Here is a 20,586-nt window from a genome sequence, read left to right as displayed (position 1 = left end):
TCAAATAGTTCAACTTGTTGGCCGCTTCGGCGTAGCTCAATCCGCCGCCGCGAATATTCGAAATGCAGTTGCGTTCGGCATCGACGCGGCCGACGCGCGGCTCGTAGGTCAGGTAGATTCCCATGCTATCGGGCGAACTCAAGCCGGGACGTTCACCGATCAGGATCGCCACCATGCGGCTGCGCAATGCCTGCCCGATTTCATCAGCCAGCGCAACGCGAGCCTGGCTTGCGATTACGATCGGCGCAAGCTTCCAATCCTCCAGCAGCGGTAGCAGGGCTGCCAGTAACGGCATTGCGTGCTTGTGCAATGCCAGCGGCGACAAGCCGTCGCCTAGTACCAATGTCATATCAAAGCCAGCGGCACTATCGAGATCGGCAAGCGCGGCGCGCGATTCGTCGTTGAGCTTGCGGCCGAGATCGGGGCGCTTCAAATAGATTTTGCGATCCACCGCAGCGCTGGCAACGCATATGGCGCCCAGTCCGAATTGCGCAACGTCGTGCGTCAGCGCCTCGACATCGAACGAAATATGAACCGCGGTTTGCGCCTGCGCATGGGCGACGCCGAAGCGCAGCACTTCGGCCGTCGGCAGACTGTTGCCGGTACGGCCGAGCGCGATGCGCGCGTCGGTAAATCGCCGGAGCTGATGCCAGGGATCTTCGATGACCGGCGCTTGAATATCCAAGGCATCGCGAACGACTGCGACGATCTCGGGCGATTTATCCTGCATGTCAGCCGCCGGCCAGCCGCGCCACCGATTTCATCAACGGCGTTTTGATCGAAGGCAGACTCAGCGCGCCGTACCCATCCGTGACCTGCATTTTTTCCAGCCACGCCTCGAATTCCGGCGCGCGCTTGAGGCCGAACAAAGCACGCAAATACAGTGCGTCGTGAAACGATGTGCTCTGGTAATTCAGCATGATGTCGTCGGCACCGGGCACGCCCATGATGAAGGTCACGCCGGCCGCGCCAAGCAGGGTCAGCAAATTGTCCATATCGTTCTGATCGGCATCGGCGTGATTCGTGTAGCAGACGTCACAGCCGATCGGCAAGCCGAGCAGCTTGCCGCAGAAATGATCTTCGAGACCGGCGCGCGTGATCTGTTTGCCGTCGTACAAATACTCGGGGCCGATGAAGCCGACCACGGTATTGCTGAGCAGCGGTTTGAATTTACGCGCGACCGCATAGGCGCGCGCCTCGCAAGTTTGCTGGTCGACGCCGTGATGCGCATTGGCCGACAGCGCGCTGCCCTGCCCGGTTTCGAAATACATGACGTTGTCGCCAATGGTGCCGCGGGCGAGCGATTGCGCGGCGTCATGCGCTTCGCGCAGCAGATTCAAATCGATGCCGAAACTTTTATTCGCGGCTTCCGTTCCCGCAATCGACTGAAACACAAGATCGACCGGCGCCCCGCGTTCGATGGCCGCGATCTGGTTGGTGACGTGAGTCAGCACGCAGGATTGCGTCGGTATCTCGTAACGGCAGCGCACCTCATCGATCATCTTCAGCAGATCGACGATGGCGGCGATGCTGTCACTGGCCGGATTGATCCCTATGACTGCATCGCCGCAGCCGTACAGCAGGCCGTCGAGCATCGATGCTGCGATGCCTTTCGGGTCATCGGTCGGATGATTCGGCTGCAGCCGGACCGAGAGCCTCCCGGGCAAACCGATCGTGTTGCGAAAGCGCGTGACGACGCGGCATTTACGCGCAATCAAAATCAGATCCTGATTGCGCATCAGCTTGGACACGGCCGCCGCCATTTCCGGCGTGATCCCGGGCGCAATTCGCGTCAATGTCGCGTGATCGACAGCATCCGACAAAAGCCAGTCGCGAAAGTCGCCGACCGTCAGATGGACAATTTCAGCGAACGCCGCGGCATCGTGCTCATCGATGATCAGGCGCGTGATTTCGTCAGCTTCGTACGGGATCAGCGCGGCATGCAGGAACGTTTTCAACGGAACGGCTGCCAGCGCCAGCCGCGCTGCCGCGCGCTCTTCGGCATGGGCCGCGGCGATGCCGGCCAACTCGTCTCCCGACCGCGCCGGCGACGCCTTCGCCAGCAGCGTGACGAGGTCGGGAAATACGTAGCGCGCGACGCCTATTGTTTCCGCATACATGATTTCAATTCGGCACGCATTCGTTGCCGCGGTTCACAAGCGGCGCCGGGTCGGGCCGCGACAGCTAAGGCTTCTGATAAGCGACGACGCGCGCCCTCATCACGTTCCTGCTCGGATCGTTGACAAAGCTCACCCACGCCTCGCGCTTCGATCGGCTCGGCAGGAAATCGAGTTCGAACATCGCGGTTTCGAGCAGCAAGCCGGCGACGAAGACCTGGACTTCGATTTGAACGCGCTCGGCGGTCTGACCGCCGTCGTTGGCCACCGTGACCGGCACCACATAGCTTCCCGCCTGCTGGCGCGGCGCGCCGGTTTCGGTGCTGATGATCGGCGGCCTTCTTTCGAGCGTCAATGCGTCCCGCACCAGATAACCCAGAATGCCGGCAACGAGCACAAGGCCGAGCGCGAACACACTCCATTCGAGCCAGTTTTTCGGCGGCTTATTCATGTTGCAGCAGCAGCAGACGGCCGGCCGATGCGCCGAGACTGGCGGCGACGGCGAGCACCACGGTCTGGGCGATACAGATGCCTATCGCGTTATGTTCGAAACGGTCGAAAAACCACAGTATGGCTGCCGAAGTCGCAAGAGCAATCGCGTAGGTCAACACTGCGCCGGTTGTAATACTCAACCAAGTTCGATCGCTGCTCAAATGTTTCGAGCCGCGAAATTCGCTGAAATACAGGATGCTTGTTGCGATCGCAACCGACAGCGCGGCCAGCCCCAGAATGCGCCACGGCGAACTCGCGATCGCGATGATCATGATTTCGTCCGTCGGCGCGACGTTACCGGCAATCAGGACTGCCCCACAAGTCGCGATCACCACCTGCGCGCGAAAACCGGGAGCAACCTGGCGTTCGCGCAACGGCGTTTCGGCTGCGCTGGCCGGATCCCGTTTCTCGCCCTGCGCCTCGCCTTTTTTCTGGACGTTTTCCTTGCCGTCTTCGCTTTTTCCAGCGCGCCCGCCATCCCGCCTGGCTTGCAAGCTACCGCCGCCGAGTTGCGCCGTGCCGATCGAAACACCGATTGCGACCTGCATGGCCTGCATCACCACCTGCCCTGTCGCTTCGAAGATCTCGCTGTCCAGCGTAATGCGGCCGATCAGCCACAGGATCAATGCCGCGATCAGCACACCCAGGCCCATTTCCTCGACCGAATCGATAGCGATTTCGGCGAAGGTCGCATCGCCGTGCAGGCCGGCATAGCGGTTATAACCGAGCAGCAACACAAACGTGGCGGCGACATAGAGAATCAGCTTCGCTGGGTGCCAGCTGAATCCGGCGTGCCACATTTCCTGGGTATACAGCAAAGGCAGGCTGACCAGCAGCCCGCCGGCAATGCCGCGGCCATATTCGCGCAGCGATTGCGCGATCGAGAGGTTGCTGCTGTGGAAGCTGGGGTGGCTCAAAGCGCAACGTTACGATTTTCTGTCAGGCACGACCGTGATGCTGCCGCCGGGTTTCCAGCACCGCTTATGTGCGGCGCCCGACCAGCCACTCGCGTGGCGATGCGGCAAATCTTTCAGTATTTCAAGATCACCGATGCGCTTCATGTAAGGCGATCCCGAAAGGCGCATTGGATTTGTTGGAAGCATCGGCCGAACCTCTGGGATGATCTAACAGATTATAGGCGGCAGCGAGGCGCCTTGAGCATGAAGTGTATGTTCGCGCCTGCCGCGGCGACTATTGGAATCACGGCTTTTGCTACTCCTGACGCAAACGCCGCACGCACAACACGGTCTTACGCTTCCAACTAACTGGAGAAATGATGAGAACGAAAATATTCGTCGCCCTCGTAGCGCTTGCCGGATTTTGGTCGGCGCTGATGCTGGCGCCGGCGCAGGGCGGAAACCAGAACCCGGCGTCGCCAGACGGCCTGGCCAGGGCAACCTTCGCCGGCGGTTGTTTCTGGTGTATGGAACCGCCGTTCGACAAGCTCGACGGCGTAGTCTCGACGACATCAGGCTACACCGGCGGCCAAACCAGGAACCCGACCTACGAATCGACATCGAGCGGGCGGACCGGGCATGCCGAAGCCGTGCAAATCGTTTACGACCCGAAGAAAATCGGCTACGAAAAGTTGCTCGATGTATTCTGGCGCAACGTCGATCCGCTGACCGCGAACGCGCAGTTCTGCGATCACGGCAGCCAGTACCGGACCGCGATTTTTTTCCATGGCGAGGAACAAAAGCGGCTCGCCGGGGAATCGAAACAGGCGCTGGAAAAATCGGAAAAATTCAAGAAACCGATCGTGACTGAAATCGCCCCGGTAACTGAATTCTACCCGGCCGAGGATTATCATCAGGATTACTACATCAAGAATCCGCTACGCTATAAATACTATCGCTTTAGCTGCGGGCGCGATCAGAGGCTCGAAGAGTTGTGGGGTAAACCCGTCTCGTAGCGCGAAAACCAAGAGCTCGTTTGCGAAGACGAGCAACACGGACAGCGATTCTCGGGAGCGTAGCCTTGGCTCCCAATGCAGCCGCGGGAATGCAGAAGCTTTGCAGAATCCCGGTCCAGGCCTGGACGCAGCTCAACCGCCTCGTCAGCAACGGCGCTCGACCGGCGGCTACAGCAGCGCGTCGCGCGACAAGCCGTTGCGCTTCAAAATCCGCCGCAGGCTGGCTAGCGCTTCCATCTGGATCTGGCGTACGCGCTCGCGCGTCACGCTCAGATATTCGGCGAGCTGCTCAAGCGTGCAGATTTCGCAGCCGTTCAGGCCATAGCGGCGCTCGATCACGCCGCGCTGCTTGTCGGAAAGTTGATTCAGCCAGTTGGCGACGTAGGTTTCCATCTGGCTTTGCTCGAGCTGCGTATCCGGCCTCGCCGCATTGTCGTCTGGTATCGAATCGCCGACCGACATCGCGGATTCAACATCGAGCGGCGAATCGAGCGACATCATGCGCTCGTTCAATCCGAGCAGCTGCCGCACATCAGCCGCGGCGCAACCCAGTTCGCGCGCGATTTCCTGAGCGCTCGGCTCGCGATCCGATCTGGTTTCGAGCCCTCGTCGCGCGCGCAGAATAGTGTTCAGCTCCTTGATGACGTGGACCGGCAGCCGGATGGTGCGCGATTGCGCCATGATGGCGCGCTCGATATTCTGGCGTATCCACCACGACGCATAAGTCGAAAAGCGGAAGCCGCGCGCAGGATCGAATTTTTCCAGTGCATGAATCAGGCCGAGATTGCCTTCCTCGATCAGATCGAGCAGCGCTACGCCGCGGTTGCGGTAATGCTTGGCGATGTTGACCACCAGCCGCAGATTGCGCTCGATCATTTTTTGACGCGCGCAAAAATCGCCGGACTTTGCAAGCTGCGCGACCAGCAGTTCCTCGTCGGCCGACAGCAAAGCGTTGCGGCCGATTTCATTCAGATACATCTGCATCGTGTCCGGGCAAGGATCGCCGGCATTCATGGCCGCCTGCGGCTCGTCGTCCTGCGCGAGGCCGAATGCTTGCAGCAATTCGTCGTCCGGAAAATCGTTCACGATTTGGCGTCTGGCAGGTATTTGACAGGATCTACGGGTTTGCCTAGCCGGCGGATTTCGAAATGCAGCTTTACCCGATCCGCGTCGGAATTTCCCATCTCGGCGATCTTCTGGCCCTTCGCGACCGACTGCCCTTCCTTGACCAGAATTTCGCTGTTGTGCGCATAGGCCGACAAGTAGGTTTTGTTGTGGCGGATGATGACAAGCTTGCCATAGCCGCGCAGACCGGCGCCGCTATATACAACGCGCCCGGGCGCGCTGGCGATGACAGGCTGGCCAAGCTTGCCGGCGATATCGACACCTTTCAGATTGTCGCCTTCGCTGAAACCGGCGACGATCTTGCCCTCGGCGGGCCAGCCCCAGTCGATGCGTTCTTCGTCCGTCCCAGCGGCGGCCTCGGGAGCGGCAGCCTCGCCCAGCGCTTTAGGGGTTGGCGGAAGTGGCGCAATCGATGGCTCGGCCTTCGCCGTAATCGACTCGGCTCTGTTCGCCAGCGCTGGCTTCGCGTTCGGCGATTCGGTCATGAGACGGGCGAGCGCCTGATCGGAATACGGGAGTTTGCTGGCTTTCGGTTGAACCTTGACCGCAGTGCTCGCTGCGTTAGCGGATATGGCGGGCGCTGTTCCCGGATCGCGCTGCGGTGCAACAGGCGCCGATCGATTGGCGTCCGCATTCGCTGCCGGCGAACCGGCTGCCGGCGTAGATTGTAAAGGCGCGGTCACGGCCGCATCGTCCGGCGGCGAGGTGCGCAACTGCTGACCGATCCGGATGACCTGGGTCTGGTCGATGTTGTTCCAATCGGCGAGATCGCGGTAATCGACGTTGTGCTCCATCGCAACGCTATACAGGGTGTCGCCTTTCTTGACGACGTAAAAACCGGGTTTCTCCAGCAGAGCCGATTGCGGATCGGACTTTGGCCTGGCAGCGGGCTGACCGGCGGACGGAAAGCGATCGACTACCGGCGCCGGCCGCCTCGTCTGCGCACACCCGGTCTGGGTCAACAGTAAAGCTGTACATATAACCGCGAATAGCGGCGCAAAAGCGAGCCTGCCGTTCCACCGAACGAAAAGCTGGGACAGCGGCTTGGGGAGATTGCTCATGTCGTGTTTGTTTGCCCACCCGCTGCGAAAAATTGCGCCCGCATTTCAGGTTGTTCCCGGCAACAGCGGAACGAATTTGACCGCGTCGAAAACGGTTTCGGTAAATCCTCGCGCTTTTCGTTCGATCACAACCAGAAACTGTTCGTTGCTGCCGCGCGGCAAAACCAGTCTGCCGCCGATCGCGAGTTGTTCGCACAAGGCTGCCGGCGCCGCGCGCGTCGCCGCAGCCATGATGATCGCATCGAACGGCGCTGCATCCGGCAAGCCGAGCGTTCCGTCGGCGTGCTTGAGCTTGACGTTGACGATACGCTGGTTGCGCAGCCGCAGACGCGCCTGGTTCAGCAAGCCGGCGATTCGCTCGACCGAATAAACCGCGCCCGCCAGGCGCGCCAGCACCGCCGTCTGATAGCCACAACCGGTGCCGATTTCGAGCACCTTGTCGAGCTTTTTTCCGGCGCGTGCAAACTGCGCCATGCGCGCGACGATCAGTGGACTCGAAATCGTCTGACCGAAGCCTAGCGGCAGCGGCACGTCGTCATAGGCGCGACTGGCGAGCGCTTCGTCGATGAACAAATGGCGCGGCGCCTGCGCCATCGCCGCCAGCACGGTTTCATCCGTGATGCCGGCTGCGCGCAAGCGTTCGATCATACGAGCGCGCGTGCGTTCCGATGTCATGCCGATGCCGTTATGGTTGGTCTTTATAGTCGTCATCGCCTTATGCACAACGTCTCCCTGCCGGTTCGCGGAATATACGCCATTTTGCGTCGACTGAAACAGATCCCAGGCGCCCTCCCCGGCGTTGAACAATGCGGGTGGCCAGATCGCAACTGAGGTACGGTGATGTTGGTTCCGAGCGCGCCGGGCGGCTCCGAATGGGCATACCCTGAATATACGCAGGCCGCATACGCGCAGATTCGCCAAAAAATCGGCGGCGCCGCGGCGCTTCAAACGATGACCGGCTCCAGCCATTGTTTCAAGCCGCTCAATTGCGAGAATTGCGTAAGGTCCATCTGCAGCGGCGTAACCGATACGGCATTGCGCGCAACCGCGAAAAAATCAGTGCCTTCGCCGGCGTCCTGCGCTGTGCCGGCGGCGCCAATCCAATAAACGGTGTCACCGCGAGGACTCCTGGTCTTGATGACCGGCTCGGCTTTGTGGCGCTTGCCGAGGCGCACAACTTCGATGCCCCGCAGCGCCTCATAAGCAACATCGGGAATATTGATGTTGAGCAGGGCCGCGTACTGCAGCGGTCGTTCGGAAAAACGTTTGACCATTTCCAGCGCGACGCGTGCCGCCGTTCGGTAATTGCCGCGGCCTTCATTGACCAGCGACACCGCGAACGACGGTATGCCGAGCAGAAAACCCTCAGTCGCCGCGGCGACGGTGCCCGAATAGATGGTGTCGTCGCCCATGTTGGCGCCGTGATTGATGCCGGAAATCACCATATCCGGCAAATCGTCGAGCAGGCCGGTGACGGCGAGATGAACGCAATCGGTCGGCGTACCGTTGACGAACAGAAACCCGTTATGCGATTTGCGCACGGTCAGCGGCCGATCGAGGGTCAGCGAGTTGCTGGCGCCGCTGCGATCGCGCTCGGGCGCGACCACGGTAATGTCGGCGACCTCGGCGAGCGTTTCCGCCAGCATCGCGAGCCCAGGCGCGAAGTAGCCGTCGTCGTTACTGAGCAGGATGCGCATTCGGCAGCATAGATTGGGTCAGCCAACGCAAGCGCGGCGCGAACGCCAGAAGCACGCAAGCTCAACAAAGGGGCACGGAACCGCGGAAGCCGAACAAGGATAGACAGTATAAATCAGCGATAGACGCTCGGGCACGCCGCGGGCGGTGATGCAGCGATCGATGCAATCATGGCGCTTTACCATCCCGCCCGATGTTCACCCGATTGTTCACCCCGATTGCTCACCCGATTTCCCAGACGTGACGCCAAGCCTGAATAGCGCTGTGTGCGCCGCTCTATGGCTGCCTTGACGACTTCAGCCGGCGCCCACAATCGCACTTGGGTGCGGGCGCGGGTCAACGCTGTATACAGCAGTTCACGCGTCAGCAGCCGATTGTCGCGCACGGGCAGGACAATATCGATGCCATCGAATTCCGAGCCTTGCGCCTTGTGTATGGTCATCGCAAAAGCGGTTTCGCAATCGGGAAGCCGCGCCGGGGCGACGGTGCGCGTGCCGCCATCGCTGGTCCGGAAATGGACGAGCAGATCATTGCCCGGCGTCGGCAAGGCGACCCCGACGTCGCCATTGAATACCTGGACGACATAGTCGTTGCGCGTGACAAGCACGGGTCGCCCGGGAAACCATTGCGACGCGCCGCGATCCTGCGCCAGCGCCGCGCGAAAACGTTCGCCGATGCAGGCATTCAGTTCGGCAGTGCCCTGCTCGCCTTCGCGCACGGCGCACAGCACGCGATAGCGCTCGAATGCGGCGAGAACGGCAGCCGGCGCCGTCTCGCCGCGCCCGGCATCGCCGTGAATCGCATCGATACAGGCATCGATATAGTCTTGGTAGCCTTCGATCAGGACGCGGGCGAGCGCGGATGCCTTGGGAACCGCTTCCTCCCAATGCAGACCGGAAGGCGACGCCGCGAGATAAGCAAGCGCCGCTCCGGCATCGCCGTCGTTGACGCAGCGCGCGAGCTTGCCGATGGCGCCTGCGGCGCTGAATCGGTAGCTGTGCGTGAGCCGGATCACGCTGTCCGCGAGGCCGCGATCGTGCGCCGGTGTATCGATGGATTCGTGCGACGCTTTGGGCGCGCCGGTCGATTCTCGCGCCGCGCAGATTTCGGCGAAAACAGCGCCGGTTTCGACCGACGCAAGCTGGTCCTTGTCGCCGAGCATTATCAGGCGGCCCTGCTCGGGCAGCGCATCGAGCAGCTTGGCGGCAAGCGCCAGATCGAGCATTGAAGCTTCATCGACAACGACGACATCGAAGTTCAGTGGCCGTTCGCGATGATGCCAAAACTGCGCTTTGCCGGGACGATAGCCGAGCAGCCGGTGCACGGTAAACGCCTCGTTCGGCAGGCGCGTCCTGACCTCGTCAGGGACGCGCGAATTGGCGAGCTGATCGCGGATCGATTCCTGCATTCGCGCCGCCGCTTTGCCCGTCGGCGCGGCCAGGGCGACGCGCAGTTCGGGCGCCAGCATCAACAACGCGCAGAGAATCTTGACGACTGTCGCCGTCTTGCCGGTTCCGGGCCCGCCGGAAATCACGCACAACCGTCGCGCCAGAGCGGTAGCGGCGGCGATACGCTGCTGATCCGGATGCGCGCCGCTGCCCGGCGAATCGTTGCGCTCGGCGGACGCCGCTGGCGCTTCCCCGAAAAGCTGCCGCAGAAGCTGGGCACGCGCTTCATCGCTGCCAAGGTGCGCCGCGCGATCGAGCGCGAGGAGCCGCGCGGCCAGCCTTTTTTCGTAATCCCAATACCGGTAAAGATAAAGCAGCCCGCCATGATCGAGCACCAGCGGCCGAAACATCTGCGTGCCGGCCTCCGCGCTCGTCGGCCTGGAAATGCAATCTTCCGCCCGTGCTACGACCGGGCTCCTGGCGAGCGCGGCGAGCCATGCGTCCGGTGCATTCGCGTCCAGGGCATGACTCGCCTGATGGCATGGCCCGCCAGCACTGTCGGCGCCGCCATCGACAGCCGCCATGTCGCGAACAGCGATGCACGAATGTCCGCTGCTCGCAGCGCGGCTTGCATGCCACGCGGCGAACGCCACTGTTTCGGTGTCAGCGATTGCGCCGCCAAGCTCGTGTTGCAAATCGCGCATCAGTTGCGCGAACGCCTGCGCCAGATCATCGGCTGCCTGATCGGCGGCCATGGCTGCCGGTGCAAGTCGGGGGAGCCGCGCATTCATCGCGCTTTTGCGACCACTGCGGCGACCGCTTTCATGTTGCCGTCAAGCGCGGCGTCGAACGCTTCGATCAACGCTTGCGGCGGCCTTGGCTGGAACACGCCGCGTGCTGCGCCACTGGCGTCGCGCCATGACGGATGCATGCCGCGCAAAAACAGATAGAACACGCCGCCCACGTGTCGCTCATAGTCGTAATCGGCAATGCGTTGCCGCAACCAGCGATGCAGCGCAGTGCAGTAAAGCAGGTATTGCAGGTGATAACCCTCGCGCGTCATCGCCGCATCGATTTGCGTTGATCCGTAATCGGCTTCTGTCGCGCCTAACCAGTTCGACTTGTAATCGGCAACAAAGAAACGGCCCTCGTGGCGAAACACGAGATCGACATAACCTTTCAGATAACCATCGAGCCCGGTGCGCGCGAGGGTGGGCAGCGCGATCGCGTGCTGTGCCGCGAGATTGCTGAGCTGAGCGGGATTCGCGCCTTTTAACGGAAGATGAAATTCGAGCTCTTTCAGAACCGCTCGGCGCTGCAAAGAAGCCAGCGTCAACCCTGCGCCGCCGTTGGCGATTATCAGCGGCGTGCGCAACACGATGCTTAGCCACGCCGATAGCTCGGGCACCCAGGTCTCGCGGTAACCGGCGCGGCGCAATGCCGTGCTGATAACCGGCCGCCAATCCGCGGCCGGCGCTGAGAAATCGATCTGTTCGAGAATACTGTGCAGACAATCGCCGGCCGCGGCCCCGCGTGGAAAGGTAAAGCGATCGCCGCCAGCCTCGACCAGCGCGGGTTTCTGCATTCCCTGTGCCGGTCCGATTGCGGCGGCTTGATCGTGGTCGGGCGTCTCCGCGCGCCATTCCTCGCGTTCGTCGTTACTAGCGGCCCGACGCAATGATGAGAAGCTGGCAAGGCGCCACGGCTGCGGCACAGGCTGCAGCAGTTCACGCGCCGCGAGCACGAGCGCATCCGGTTGCGAAGGTTCGGCCAGGCGCGCCGGTGCGCACGGTTCGACGATGCGAATCGCGCCCTTTGCCTGCGCCGCAATCGCCTCGATGCGATTGCGGATTGCGCGATCGCCCGGCAACGCGCGTGGCACATCACCACTGATACTGCGGTCATCGATATCGTGGCCGTCGATATCGTGCAGCAGCCAGGCCAGCGGCGAACATTCGGCTTGCTTGATGCGCCCCCAAAACAGATAGCAGCGGTTTTTGGCTCGCGTCAACGCGACATAAGCGAGCCGGATTTTTTCCGCCAGTTCCTCGTCGCGCTCGCAGCGAAGCGCGATAGCGCGCCGTTCCGAAACAAAGTCCAGCGCGGCGCGATAGCCGTCGTCGGGGTCGTGGTAGAACACCGCCTGGTCGATATGGCTTTCTTTTTTGGCGTCCCACAGGAATGGCGCGAATGTGACCGCGTATTCGAGGCCTTTGCTGCGATGGATGGTGACGATCTGCACGAGGTTTTCGTCGCTTTCCAGGCGCAACTGGGCGTCTTCGCTGTCGTCGCTGTCCGCCTTGCGCCGCTTGCCCGCCAACCAGGCGATATGCGCCGGCATGCCGTGCAGCCGATCGGATTGCCCGTGCAGTAGTTCGGCGAGGTGAAACAGATTGGTGAGCCGCCGTTCACCATCGGCAAAGCCGGCCAGCCGCGCAGTCACGTGCTGCTCGTTGATGAGGCGGCGAAACATGCGCATGAAGCCGTCCTGATTCCAGGCGTCGTGATAACGCACGAAATCATTCAGGCGCGCGTCCCATTGCTGTTGGTTGTCTTTGAGATGCGCGATCCAGGCCGCCGAATAACCGAACAGGTCGGAGGTCAGAGCGGCGCGGACGGCGTTTTCGCGCTGCGGCTTTTGTACGGCAAGCAACAATCGCTCGAGCTGCTCGGCCTCGTCGGACGCGAACACGCTGTGATTTGCATAATCGGCACAGGCAATGCCGAGTTCGTTCAGCGCATGGCGCACCATCGTCCCCTGACGGTGGCTGTTGACGAGCACCGCGATATCACCCGCGACCAGTGGCCGCGCGCCGAGACGGACCGCGCCGCGTTGCGCGGCGTTGAGCAAACGGGCAATCTCGGCGGCTGCCGTCTTCGTCGCCCAGCTTGTCGCATCACCCTTCGTGCACGCCCGTCCATCCGCGGCGGAACCGCATAAAAACACGCGCAGAGGAGCGCTGTCGCCGCTCTTTCTTCTCTCTGCCGCGCCTGCCGTATCGGACGGACTGTCCGCGGCGCCAGCTTCTTCCGAATCGTCGTAAAGGACGGCACGGTCACGGGCAGCCGCATGAATTTCGCTGTAGGCGATTTGCTGGAAACGAAACGGATTGCTGCTTGCGCCGAAAACCGCATTCAGCGCTTGCACGAGCGACGGCGCCGAGCGCTGGCTTTCGGTCAGCGCATGCCTGTGACAGCGCGTGCCGGCTTTCAGATAAGTGAACAGGTCGGCGCCGCGAAAACTGTATATCGCCTGTTTTGGATCGCCGACCAGAAACAGCGCTGCCTCGGACGCGCCGTCGTAGATGCGCTCGAAAATGGCGAATTGCAGTGGATCGGTATCCTGGAATTCATCGATCAACGCCGCCGGATAGCGCAGCCGCAGCGCGGTTGCGAGATCATCACCGCCAGCCCCCTGCAGCGCTTCGTGCAGGTTGAGCAGCAGATCGTCGTAGGTCTGCACGCGGCGCTCACGCATGCGGATTCGTAATTCCGAGCGCGTGTAATCGAGCAGATCGAGCTTCAGCTGGCGCTGGTGCTCTTCGCAACACGCGGTCAGTTTCGCAATCGCCTGCTGATAGTCCTCGGCCTTTCGAAAGAGCGCGTGCTCGGGCGACTGCTTGCCCTTGTTCACCGCGCGCGCCAGTTCGCTTGCAGTAAATTTAACGAACTTCTCCGGCAGCAAATGGGCGTCGTCGCGTCCGCGCAGATAGCTTTCGAACTTTGCCGCCCAATCAGGTATGGAAGTCTTGCGATATTTGCCGCGGTGGAGGCCATCGTGATTTTCCAGCAAGGCGATGATGTCGGCGCCGTGCTCCAGCCAGAGTTGCAACAGCACCGGCCGCTGCTCGATGCAGCTCGCCAACTGTGCGATCGATTGCCCGGCATCGCTGCGGTCGATGCGAAATTCGCGTCGGGTTAGGTGCGGTCGCAGCCAATCCTCGAGCGATGCCGGGGTGATCGGTTTAGCTTTACCCAGCAACCAGCTGACGAAAACTTCGTGCGCGAAAATACCCGCTGCATCGAGTTTCGTTATGTCGGGCGATGCGACGCGCGAACGCCAGAAGTCGGCGACGATTTCGCTTATCGCCTCTTGCGCGCTGGTCACGATTTCGGTGTCGAACGGCATTGCGCTGGAGAATGCGCGGTCGCCAAGTACGCGTTGGCAGAAACCGTGAATCGTGTAGATCGCGGCATCGTCGAAACCGTGCAGCGCGGCGCTCAGGCGTTGCTTTGCCATGGCGATATCGACTTCGACGGCGCCACTTGTGATGCGTAGCGCGAGTTGCTCGCAGAACGCGTCATCGACCACGCCGCCGTCCAGGGCTTCCAGCGTGTCGCGCAGCTTGCGGCGAATCCGGTCGCGCAATTCCGCTGTCGCGGCGCGCGTAAACGTAACGGCAAGAACGCCTTCGACGGGCAGGCCTTTCTCGACGATCAGGCGCACGAACAAGCCAGACAGCGTCCATGTCTTGCCGGTGCCGGCGCTCGCCTCGATCAGACTGCTGGATTCGAGCGGCGCCGTCAGTGCCATGCTTTGTGCGGCTGCGCTCATGCGTTCGCGGCGGCGCTCAAGCGATGCTCGTTAGAGCAGGTGCGGGCGGCGCGGGTACCAGCAGCGTTGCGATTTCCGTCTCCTCCAGATGCTGCAGCAGCGGACCGAGGATCTGCCTTGCCAGCTCTTCGAATTCTTCCGGCAGGTCAGCGCGCATCTCGCCGAAGAGCAAGCGGTACCATGGATCGCTGTTTTCCGAATACCTCCGATCCGAATTCCACTTCTTCTGCGCGGCGGCAGGTTTGTCTTCGAGCAAAGCCAGCGCGCTGCGCGGCAGGAAGAGCAACGGCAATTGCAACCCGCGCCAGTAGAGTTCGAGCAGCGCGTCGAGCAGTACTTTGGCATCGGCGACCGGCGCGAACGTCAGCAGCACATCCTGCGTCAGCCAATGTGTGATTGCCGCGGCACCTGGCGGCTTGACGAGGTTGAGCACGAGGTGGTGCAACCAGGCATTGAACAAATCGAATATACCGCGTTTAGCGAGGCGGAAACCGAACAGCCCGCTGGCGCTGAGCCCGTCGAGAACGCCGGTCACGGTTATGCCGGCAGCAGCGAATTCGAACGATAGCGGCGCGTGCCGGTCGGTCGGCTCCAGGCGTTCAAGCAGCACCGCAAACTGCGCGATTTGCTCGCGCTGCCGCCTGGATGCGACCGACCCGACGAAGGCGTGCGGCAGCTCCGCACCGGCCGCGGCTGCGCGCGCAATATCGTCGGCGGCGTAGCCCTGGCGGCTCATGGCGAGCAGACGCGCGCTCAGCTTCCAGTTCGCCTGCCGTTCCAGCACAAAAGGTTCGGCTGCGGGCAACTCGTCGTCAGCGTCGCCGAGCTCAATGCGCAGGCGTTCTCGCAGCAGGAATTTCACCGGATGATTGAAGAAACGTATCAATTGTTCGAGATCGACGCGGCGCCACTCGTCTCCGGGCGTAGGCAGCGCGCCATCGAACACGCCGCGCAGCACCCGTTTTTCCGCGATCGGGTCGGACGCGGTGCGCGCCGCCGCCAGGTATTCGCCCGCGTACGAAAAGAGTTGCCCGCCTTCGAAATAACGCTCGCTGAACGGCTGCAACGGGTGTTCGACAACCAGCACCCGCATGGCGGCGTCGCGACCGCCGGGAAAGCCGCGGCCGAGATAATCGAGCAACTCACCGACAACGATCGAGGGCGCCAGCTGCGCGTTATCGCGAAGGCTGCGTCCGCTATAGCTGAGATAGAAAACATCGCGCGCGGCGAGCAGCGCATCGAGGAAACAACCGCGATCGTCATCGCGCCGCGCGCGGTCGCCGAGACGCGGCAGCGCCGTCATCAAATCGAATTCCAGCGGCGCGGCATTGCGCGGAAATGCGCCATCGTCGAGGCCGATCAGGCAGACGATGCGATGTGGAATGCTGCGCAGCGCCTCTATGCTGCAAAAGGTGACGACGCCTGACGGAACCGCGCCGGGCGCGCCGACAGCAAGACGGGCTGCAATCGTGTCGGCGATGACGCCGACATCGATAGCCTCCGAAACTCCGGCCGCGGCGGCCTCTTCCGAGACAGCGGCAATCGCGTGCCGCAGATGCGCGACCTCCGCATGCTCGGCCTCTTCCGGCGCGAAAAATGTCTGGATCATGCGGTAAAGAATCTGCTCCCAATCGGCAACGCTGTGGGCGGCTTGCAGCGTCCTGGCGAGCCGGCTGATCTCGGACAAGGCGCGCGCGAGCCGGCCGAGCGCCAAAGCGGAATTGCCTTCAACATCGTCGCAAGGCAGTAGACCGGCGAACGTGCGCATGCCCTCGCCAGGCAGCGCGTAGCCGAGCAAGAGTCGGCTGATCCCGTCAGCCCAGGTGTGCCTGGTTTCGGCGGGCAGACCGTGAGCTTGCCGATGCCACGCATCGAGCCCCCAGCGCACTCCCGTCTCACGCAGCCAACCGCTGATTTGTTCCAGATCGGATTCGCTGAAACCGAAGCGCCGCGCGATGGCTGGCGTTTGCAGCAGCCCGACTACGGTAGCGGCATCGAAACGGTGAGCGCCAAATGTTAGCATGGTGGCAAATGCGTGCAGCAGCGGTGTCGTGTCGGCGCGCCGGCGTCCGCTGATCGAGTAAGGTATGAAACGGCGCGCTGGCGCGGCGCCGAACACGGCATCGATAATCGGCGCGGCGGCGTCGAGGTCGGGCGCCATCACGACGACGTCGGCCGGGCGCAAATCGCTGCACGCTGCGAAGCGATCGAGGAGTTGGTCGTGCAGCACTTCGAGCTGCCGGGTCAGGCTATGGCAGACGTGAATGCGGATCGACCCATCGCAAAGATCAGCGCCGGAACCGGCTGTCAGGTTGTCGAGATCGAGTATCGAGCGCTGCAAGCGATGCAGCAGCGTGGCGCCCTCGGGCGCGACGAACGCATCCTGCTCGTCGACCCCTTCTTCACCGCTCAGCGCGACCAGCAAGGCGAGATTGTCGCGTCGTTGCCGGCCGAGCGATGCAAGCAGCGGATGCCCGGTTTCGCGAAACTCGGCTTTGCTTCGATCCTTCAGCGCCATGCGGGCGAGATCGCGTTCCGAAACGATATCGGCCCAATATTCGCGGCATGGATTCAGCGTGAAAAACACAAGCTCGGTAAAGTGCGACAGGCGCAAAAAAATTTCGCAGTACAGCGGCGGCAACAGCGGTACGCCGAACACGTCTATGCGCGCCGGCAAGATGGCCGACAAGTCGGCTCCATCCGCCTGGAGTCGGGCGAGTTCGGCGAACACTGCTTCCTTCGGGTGCTGCTCGAGGCCCGCAACGCCCTTCAATAAATCGCGCCACAATTGCGCTTGCCAGCGTTCGGTTGCCGGCGGAGCCAGGCCCATCAGCCGACTTTCGCGCCAGGCTTGCAGCCAATCGGGCCGCAACACCAGATATTGATCGAACAAGCCGGCCACGCGACGGGCGAGATCCATGCGCCCGCGTGCATCGACGCGCGCAAGATAAGCGTGCAACGGCGCCAGCGCGCGATCCGCGAGATCGCCGAACCGCTCATACAAACGCCACGCCATGCTGCCGACATCGAACGGCGACGTTTCGGGAATCTCGGGCAGCACTTCGGCGAACGTGCGCCAGATGAACTGCGCCGGATAAGGGAAATCGACGTTGCAGCAAATCCCCAGGCGATCGGCGATTGCGTATTTGAGCCAGCGCGCGATAGCCGCGCTGGGCACGATGATCGTCCGCGGCCGCAGATCGACAATCGCCGGCGGCGGCCAGGCTGCAAGCATGCTGTCGGCGAGAACTTCGAGCCGATTGCTTTGAACCAGCTTAAGCATTATCCGATTTGCGGCGGCAGCGGCGCGGGTTGTTTACCGATCGAAGCGGCCCGGAACAGCGACGAATAAACGCTGAAACGGCGACAGCCTGTCGATACGCGGGCACATTGCAAGATGACAAGGCGCGACCCGGAAAGAACGGGAAACCGGCGAGAAGACCGCCCGTGAACGACAGCGGTGAACGAGAGTCGAGCGCGTAAAGAATGTGTGGATGACTGCGGGATGAGTGCGGTAACGCCCGCGCAATAAACCAGGCGGAATCGAACGAACGCCGGATAGACAACTGGTCGGGGCGAGAGGATTCGAACCTCCGACCACCTGCACCCCATGCAGGTACGCTACCAGGCTGCGCTACGCCCCGACCGCGCAAATTATATCAGACCAAAACCTTACTCCTGATGCAGCAGATCGATGACGCTCTGGATTTGCGCGCGGATTTCCGGGATTCCCAGATTTTTGGAAGCCGCATTTTTTGTAGCCTTCGATTCGGATTCCTCGAGACGATGACGCGCGCCGTTGATCGTGAATCCCTGTTCGTACAAGAGTTCGCGTATGCGCCGGATCAGAAGCACTTCATGGTGCTGGTAATAGCGCCGATTACCGCGCCGCTTGACCGGCTTCAGTTGCGCGAATTCCTGTTCCCAGTAGCGCAATACGTGCGGCTTTACGCCACACAGTTCGCCGACTTCGCCTATCGTGAAGTAGCGTTTTTCCGGTATCGGCGGCAATACCTCTTTAAGATTCGTTTCCATGGTAGCTCTTGTCGACCATCGCCTTCAGCTTCTGGCTGGCATGGAAAGTCACTACCCGGCGCGCCGTTATCGGAATCTCTTCGCCCGTTTTCGGATTACGGCCCGGGCGCTGCGGCTTGTTGCGCAACTGGAAATTACCGAACCCCGAAAGCTTGACAACCTCCCCCTCTTCGAGCGCCGCGCGCACCTCTTCAAAAAACGATTCCACCATGTCCTTTGCTTCGCGCTTGTTGAAACCGACTTTCTGAAACAGCAGTTCTGCGAGCTCTGCTTTCGTTAGAGTCATTGTTATCCTTCTATATCCGCAATTTATAGCCGAACTTCTTCCCTGTCACTTCAAGTATCTCCGCGATAAAAGCGTCGACTTCGGCATCTATCTGGGTCTTTTGAGTATCTTGTAATAATATGCGGAATGCAAGACTTTTTTTACCGGATTCAACGCCTTGGCCGCAATACACATCAAATAACTCAAACTCGACCGTCTTGCCGCGCGCGACTTGCCGAAGACGCTCAATCACGATTTGGGCAGACTCTTTCTCGTCCACAAGCAGCGCCAGATCGCGCCGCACGATCGGAAACTTCGACACTTCCAGATGCTTGGGCAACGGTGTCGAAGCCAGCGCCGCGCATTCGAGCTCGAACAAAACCGGAGCCTGCGGCAATCCGTATTTTTGTTGCCACTTTGGGTGCAGGGCGCCGAGCCAGCCGGAGAACCTATCGTCGATGAAAACACGGGCGCAGCGGCCGGGATGGAATGCGTCGCGCTGCGCGACTTCGGTTCGCAGCGGCAACGGCGCGCACAGCGCGGCGAGATCGGCCTTGACGTCAAAAATATCCACGGCGCGCGCTTCCGCCCCCCATTGTTCGGGAAACACGGCGCCATAACACAGGCCGGCCACACGCTCCGGCTGTTCTATGCCATCGGCATCACGGATGAAGCAGCGGCCGATTTCGAAAATCCGGATGCGCGCCTGCTGACGGTTCAGGTTGTAGCGTAACGCTTCGAGCAGGCCGCCGAGCAAACTGCTGCGCATCACGCTCATATGGTTCGCGATCGGATTCTTGAGTGCGATGGGTTCGGGATTGCCGGCAATGTCCGATTCCGTTGCCTGGTCGACAAAACTGTAACTGACGATTTCGTGATATTCGCGCGCAACCAGTTGTGCCTTCAAACCATCCACGCCACGCACGGCTTCCGGCACCGGCAGCATTGTCAACTCGCTGTGCGGCTTGTTTGCCGGCAACCGATCGTAGCCATGGATGCGGGCGATTTCCTCGATCAGGTCTTCTTCGCGCTCGAGATCGAAACGGTAGCTGTGCGGCGTCACATGAAACTCGCCGTCGTGTTCGACGAAACTCAAATGCAATCTGCGCAGCAGCGGCGATATCTTGCGCGCCGGAAATGGAACGCCCAGCACGCGCTCGACGCGCCCGGCGCGCAGCCTGACTGGATCGCGGCGCGGCAGATTGCCGCTCGCTGCGGACACCGGCCCCGGCTTGCCGCCGCAAACGTCGATCAGCAGTTGCGTCGCGCGTTCGAGGGCGGCGCCGGTGGCGGCGAAATCAACGCCGCGTTCGAAGCGATGCGCCGAATCGGTGGCGAACCCGAGACGGCGCGTTCTACCGGCGATCGCCTGCGGGTTGAAAAAAGCGCTTTCGAGGAAAACATCGGCGGTCGTGCCCGACACCGCGCTATCGGCGCCGCCCATGATCCCGGCGAGCGCCAATGGCTTCGACGCATCGGCGATCACGAGCATGTCGGACGTCAGGGCCACGGTCTGGCCGTTCAGGAGGGCGAGCGTTTCGCCTGCGCCGGCGTAGCGGACCGCGATGCCGCGATCGATGCGCGCGAGATCGAAAGCATGCATGGGTTGACCCAGTTCGAGCATCACATAGTTCATAACGTCGACCACGGCGTTGATGCCGCGAATGCCGCTGCGTTCTAAGCGCCGCAGCATCCACGCCGGCGTCGGCGCACGCATATCGATGGCGCGAACGATACGCCCGCAGTAGCGCGGGCACGCATCGGCTTCAGCTTTTACGTTCAGGACATCCGCGATTTGCGGCGCAACCACGGCGCCATGGGCGAGATAAAGACTGGTCGTGGTGATTGCGGCAACATCGCGCGCGACCCCAATCAGGCTCAGGCAATCGGCGCGATTCGGCGTCAGCTTCAGGGTGAAGATCGAATCGTCGAGTTCGTTAT

Annotated in this window: 15 protein-coding genes and 1 tRNA gene; 1 reads left to right on the top strand and 15 read right to left on the bottom strand. The window is 61.7% G+C overall.

All coding sequences use genetic code 11. From position 1 onward, the window contains the following. The 4 genes from eutC to H0V78_13040 all read right to left on the bottom strand — a co-directional run. Positions 1-730 (bottom strand): ethanolamine ammonia-lyase subunit EutC (gene eutC / locus H0V78_13055; GenBank protein MBA2352667.1); only part of this gene is annotated, 730 nt, incomplete at its 3' end. Between the two features lies 1 nt (position 731). Further along, on the bottom strand, positions 732-2,123 hold the full coding sequence (locus H0V78_13050; protein ID MBA2352666.1) for an ethanolamine ammonia-lyase subunit EutB: 1,392 nt from the start codon (positions 2,121-2,123) through the stop codon (positions 732-734). Positions 2,124-2,184: 61 nt separating this feature from the next. Then, positions 2,185-2,568: a hypothetical protein gene (locus H0V78_13045; GenBank protein MBA2352665.1), complete on the bottom strand. Its 384-nt coding sequence runs from the start codon at positions 2,566-2,568 to the stop codon at positions 2,185-2,187. Beyond that, entirely contained in the window at positions 2,561-3,526 is a 966-nt protein-coding gene (locus tag H0V78_13040; GenBank protein ID MBA2352664.1) for a TIGR02587 family membrane protein, read from the bottom strand. Before H0V78_13040 ends, H0V78_13045 begins: the two co-directional genes overlap by 8 nt. Positions 3,527-3,882: 356 nt before the next feature. Between H0V78_13040 and msrA the strand changes: the two genes are divergently transcribed. Beyond that, positions 3,883-4,521 carry a peptide-methionine (S)-S-oxide reductase MsrA gene (gene msrA, locus H0V78_13035; GenBank protein MBA2352663.1) on the top strand — a complete coding sequence of 213 codons (639 nt, stop codon included), beginning with the start codon at positions 3,883-3,885 and terminating at the stop codon, positions 4,519-4,521. A gap of 168 nt (positions 4,522-4,689) precedes the next feature. On the opposite strand, the gene rpoS is transcribed toward msrA, so the two are convergent. The 11 genes from rpoS to H0V78_12980 all read right to left on the bottom strand — a co-directional run. Beyond that, positions 4,690-5,535, bottom strand: coding sequence for an RNA polymerase sigma factor RpoS (gene rpoS / locus H0V78_13030; protein MBA2352662.1), 846 nt, complete (start codon positions 5,533-5,535; stop codon positions 4,690-4,692). Between the two features lie 68 nt (positions 5,536-5,603). Beyond that, a complete protein-coding gene (locus H0V78_13025) occupies positions 5,604-6,707 on the bottom strand; it encodes a peptidoglycan DD-metalloendopeptidase family protein (protein ID MBA2352661.1) in 1,104 nt (367 codons plus the stop codon). Between the two features lie 45 nt (positions 6,708-6,752). Beyond that, positions 6,753-7,409 (bottom strand): protein-L-isoaspartate(D-aspartate) O-methyltransferase, encoded by a 657-nt coding sequence (locus H0V78_13020; GenBank protein ID MBA2352660.1) that lies wholly within the window; start codon positions 7,407-7,409, stop codon positions 6,753-6,755. 242 nt (positions 7,410-7,651) lie between these two features. Next, entirely contained in the window at positions 7,652-8,404 is a 753-nt protein-coding gene (surE, locus tag H0V78_13015; protein MBA2352659.1) for a 5'/3'-nucleotidase SurE, read from the bottom strand. 176 nt (positions 8,405-8,580) lie between these two features. Continuing rightward, positions 8,581-10,545 carry an exodeoxyribonuclease V subunit alpha gene (gene recD, locus H0V78_13010; protein ID MBA2352658.1) on the bottom strand — a complete coding sequence of 655 codons (1,965 nt, stop codon included), beginning with the start codon at positions 10,543-10,545 and terminating at the stop codon, positions 8,581-8,583. A 32-nt stretch (positions 10,546-10,577) separates the two neighbouring features. Beyond that, positions 10,578-14,345, bottom strand: coding sequence for an exodeoxyribonuclease V subunit beta (recB, locus tag H0V78_13005; protein MBA2352657.1), 3,768 nt, complete (start codon positions 14,343-14,345; stop codon positions 10,578-10,580). 16 nt (positions 14,346-14,361) lie between these two features. Further along, on the bottom strand, positions 14,362-17,628 hold the full coding sequence (gene recC, locus H0V78_13000; GenBank protein ID MBA2352656.1) for an exodeoxyribonuclease V subunit gamma: 3,267 nt from the start codon (positions 17,626-17,628) through the stop codon (positions 14,362-14,364). A 284-nt stretch (positions 17,629-17,912) separates the two neighbouring features. Beyond that, positions 17,913-17,989: transfer RNA gene (locus H0V78_12995), tRNA-Pro, on the bottom strand. Positions 17,990-18,017: 28 nt separating this feature from the next. Then, the gene (locus H0V78_12990) at positions 18,018-18,380 is read right to left on the bottom strand and encodes a MerR family transcriptional regulator (GenBank protein MBA2352655.1); all 363 of its coding nucleotides are present in this window, start codon (positions 18,378-18,380) and stop codon (positions 18,018-18,020) included. Beyond that, complete coding sequence (locus tag H0V78_12985; GenBank protein ID MBA2352654.1) at positions 18,364-18,666, bottom strand: integration host factor subunit alpha; 303 nt, start codon at positions 18,664-18,666, stop codon at positions 18,364-18,366. Before H0V78_12985 ends, H0V78_12990 begins: the two co-directional genes overlap by 17 nt. A gap of 10 nt (positions 18,667-18,676) precedes the next feature. Then, positions 18,677-20,586: phenylalanine--tRNA ligase subunit beta (locus H0V78_12980; GenBank protein ID MBA2352653.1), on the bottom strand; the 1,910-nt coding region annotated here is incomplete at its 5' end.

The organism is Burkholderiales bacterium (genome assembly GCA_013695435.1).
Classification (GTDB): Bacteria; Pseudomonadota; Gammaproteobacteria; order Burkholderiales; family JACMKV01; genus JACMKV01.
This window is presented reverse-complemented; position numbering and strand designations above follow the sequence as displayed.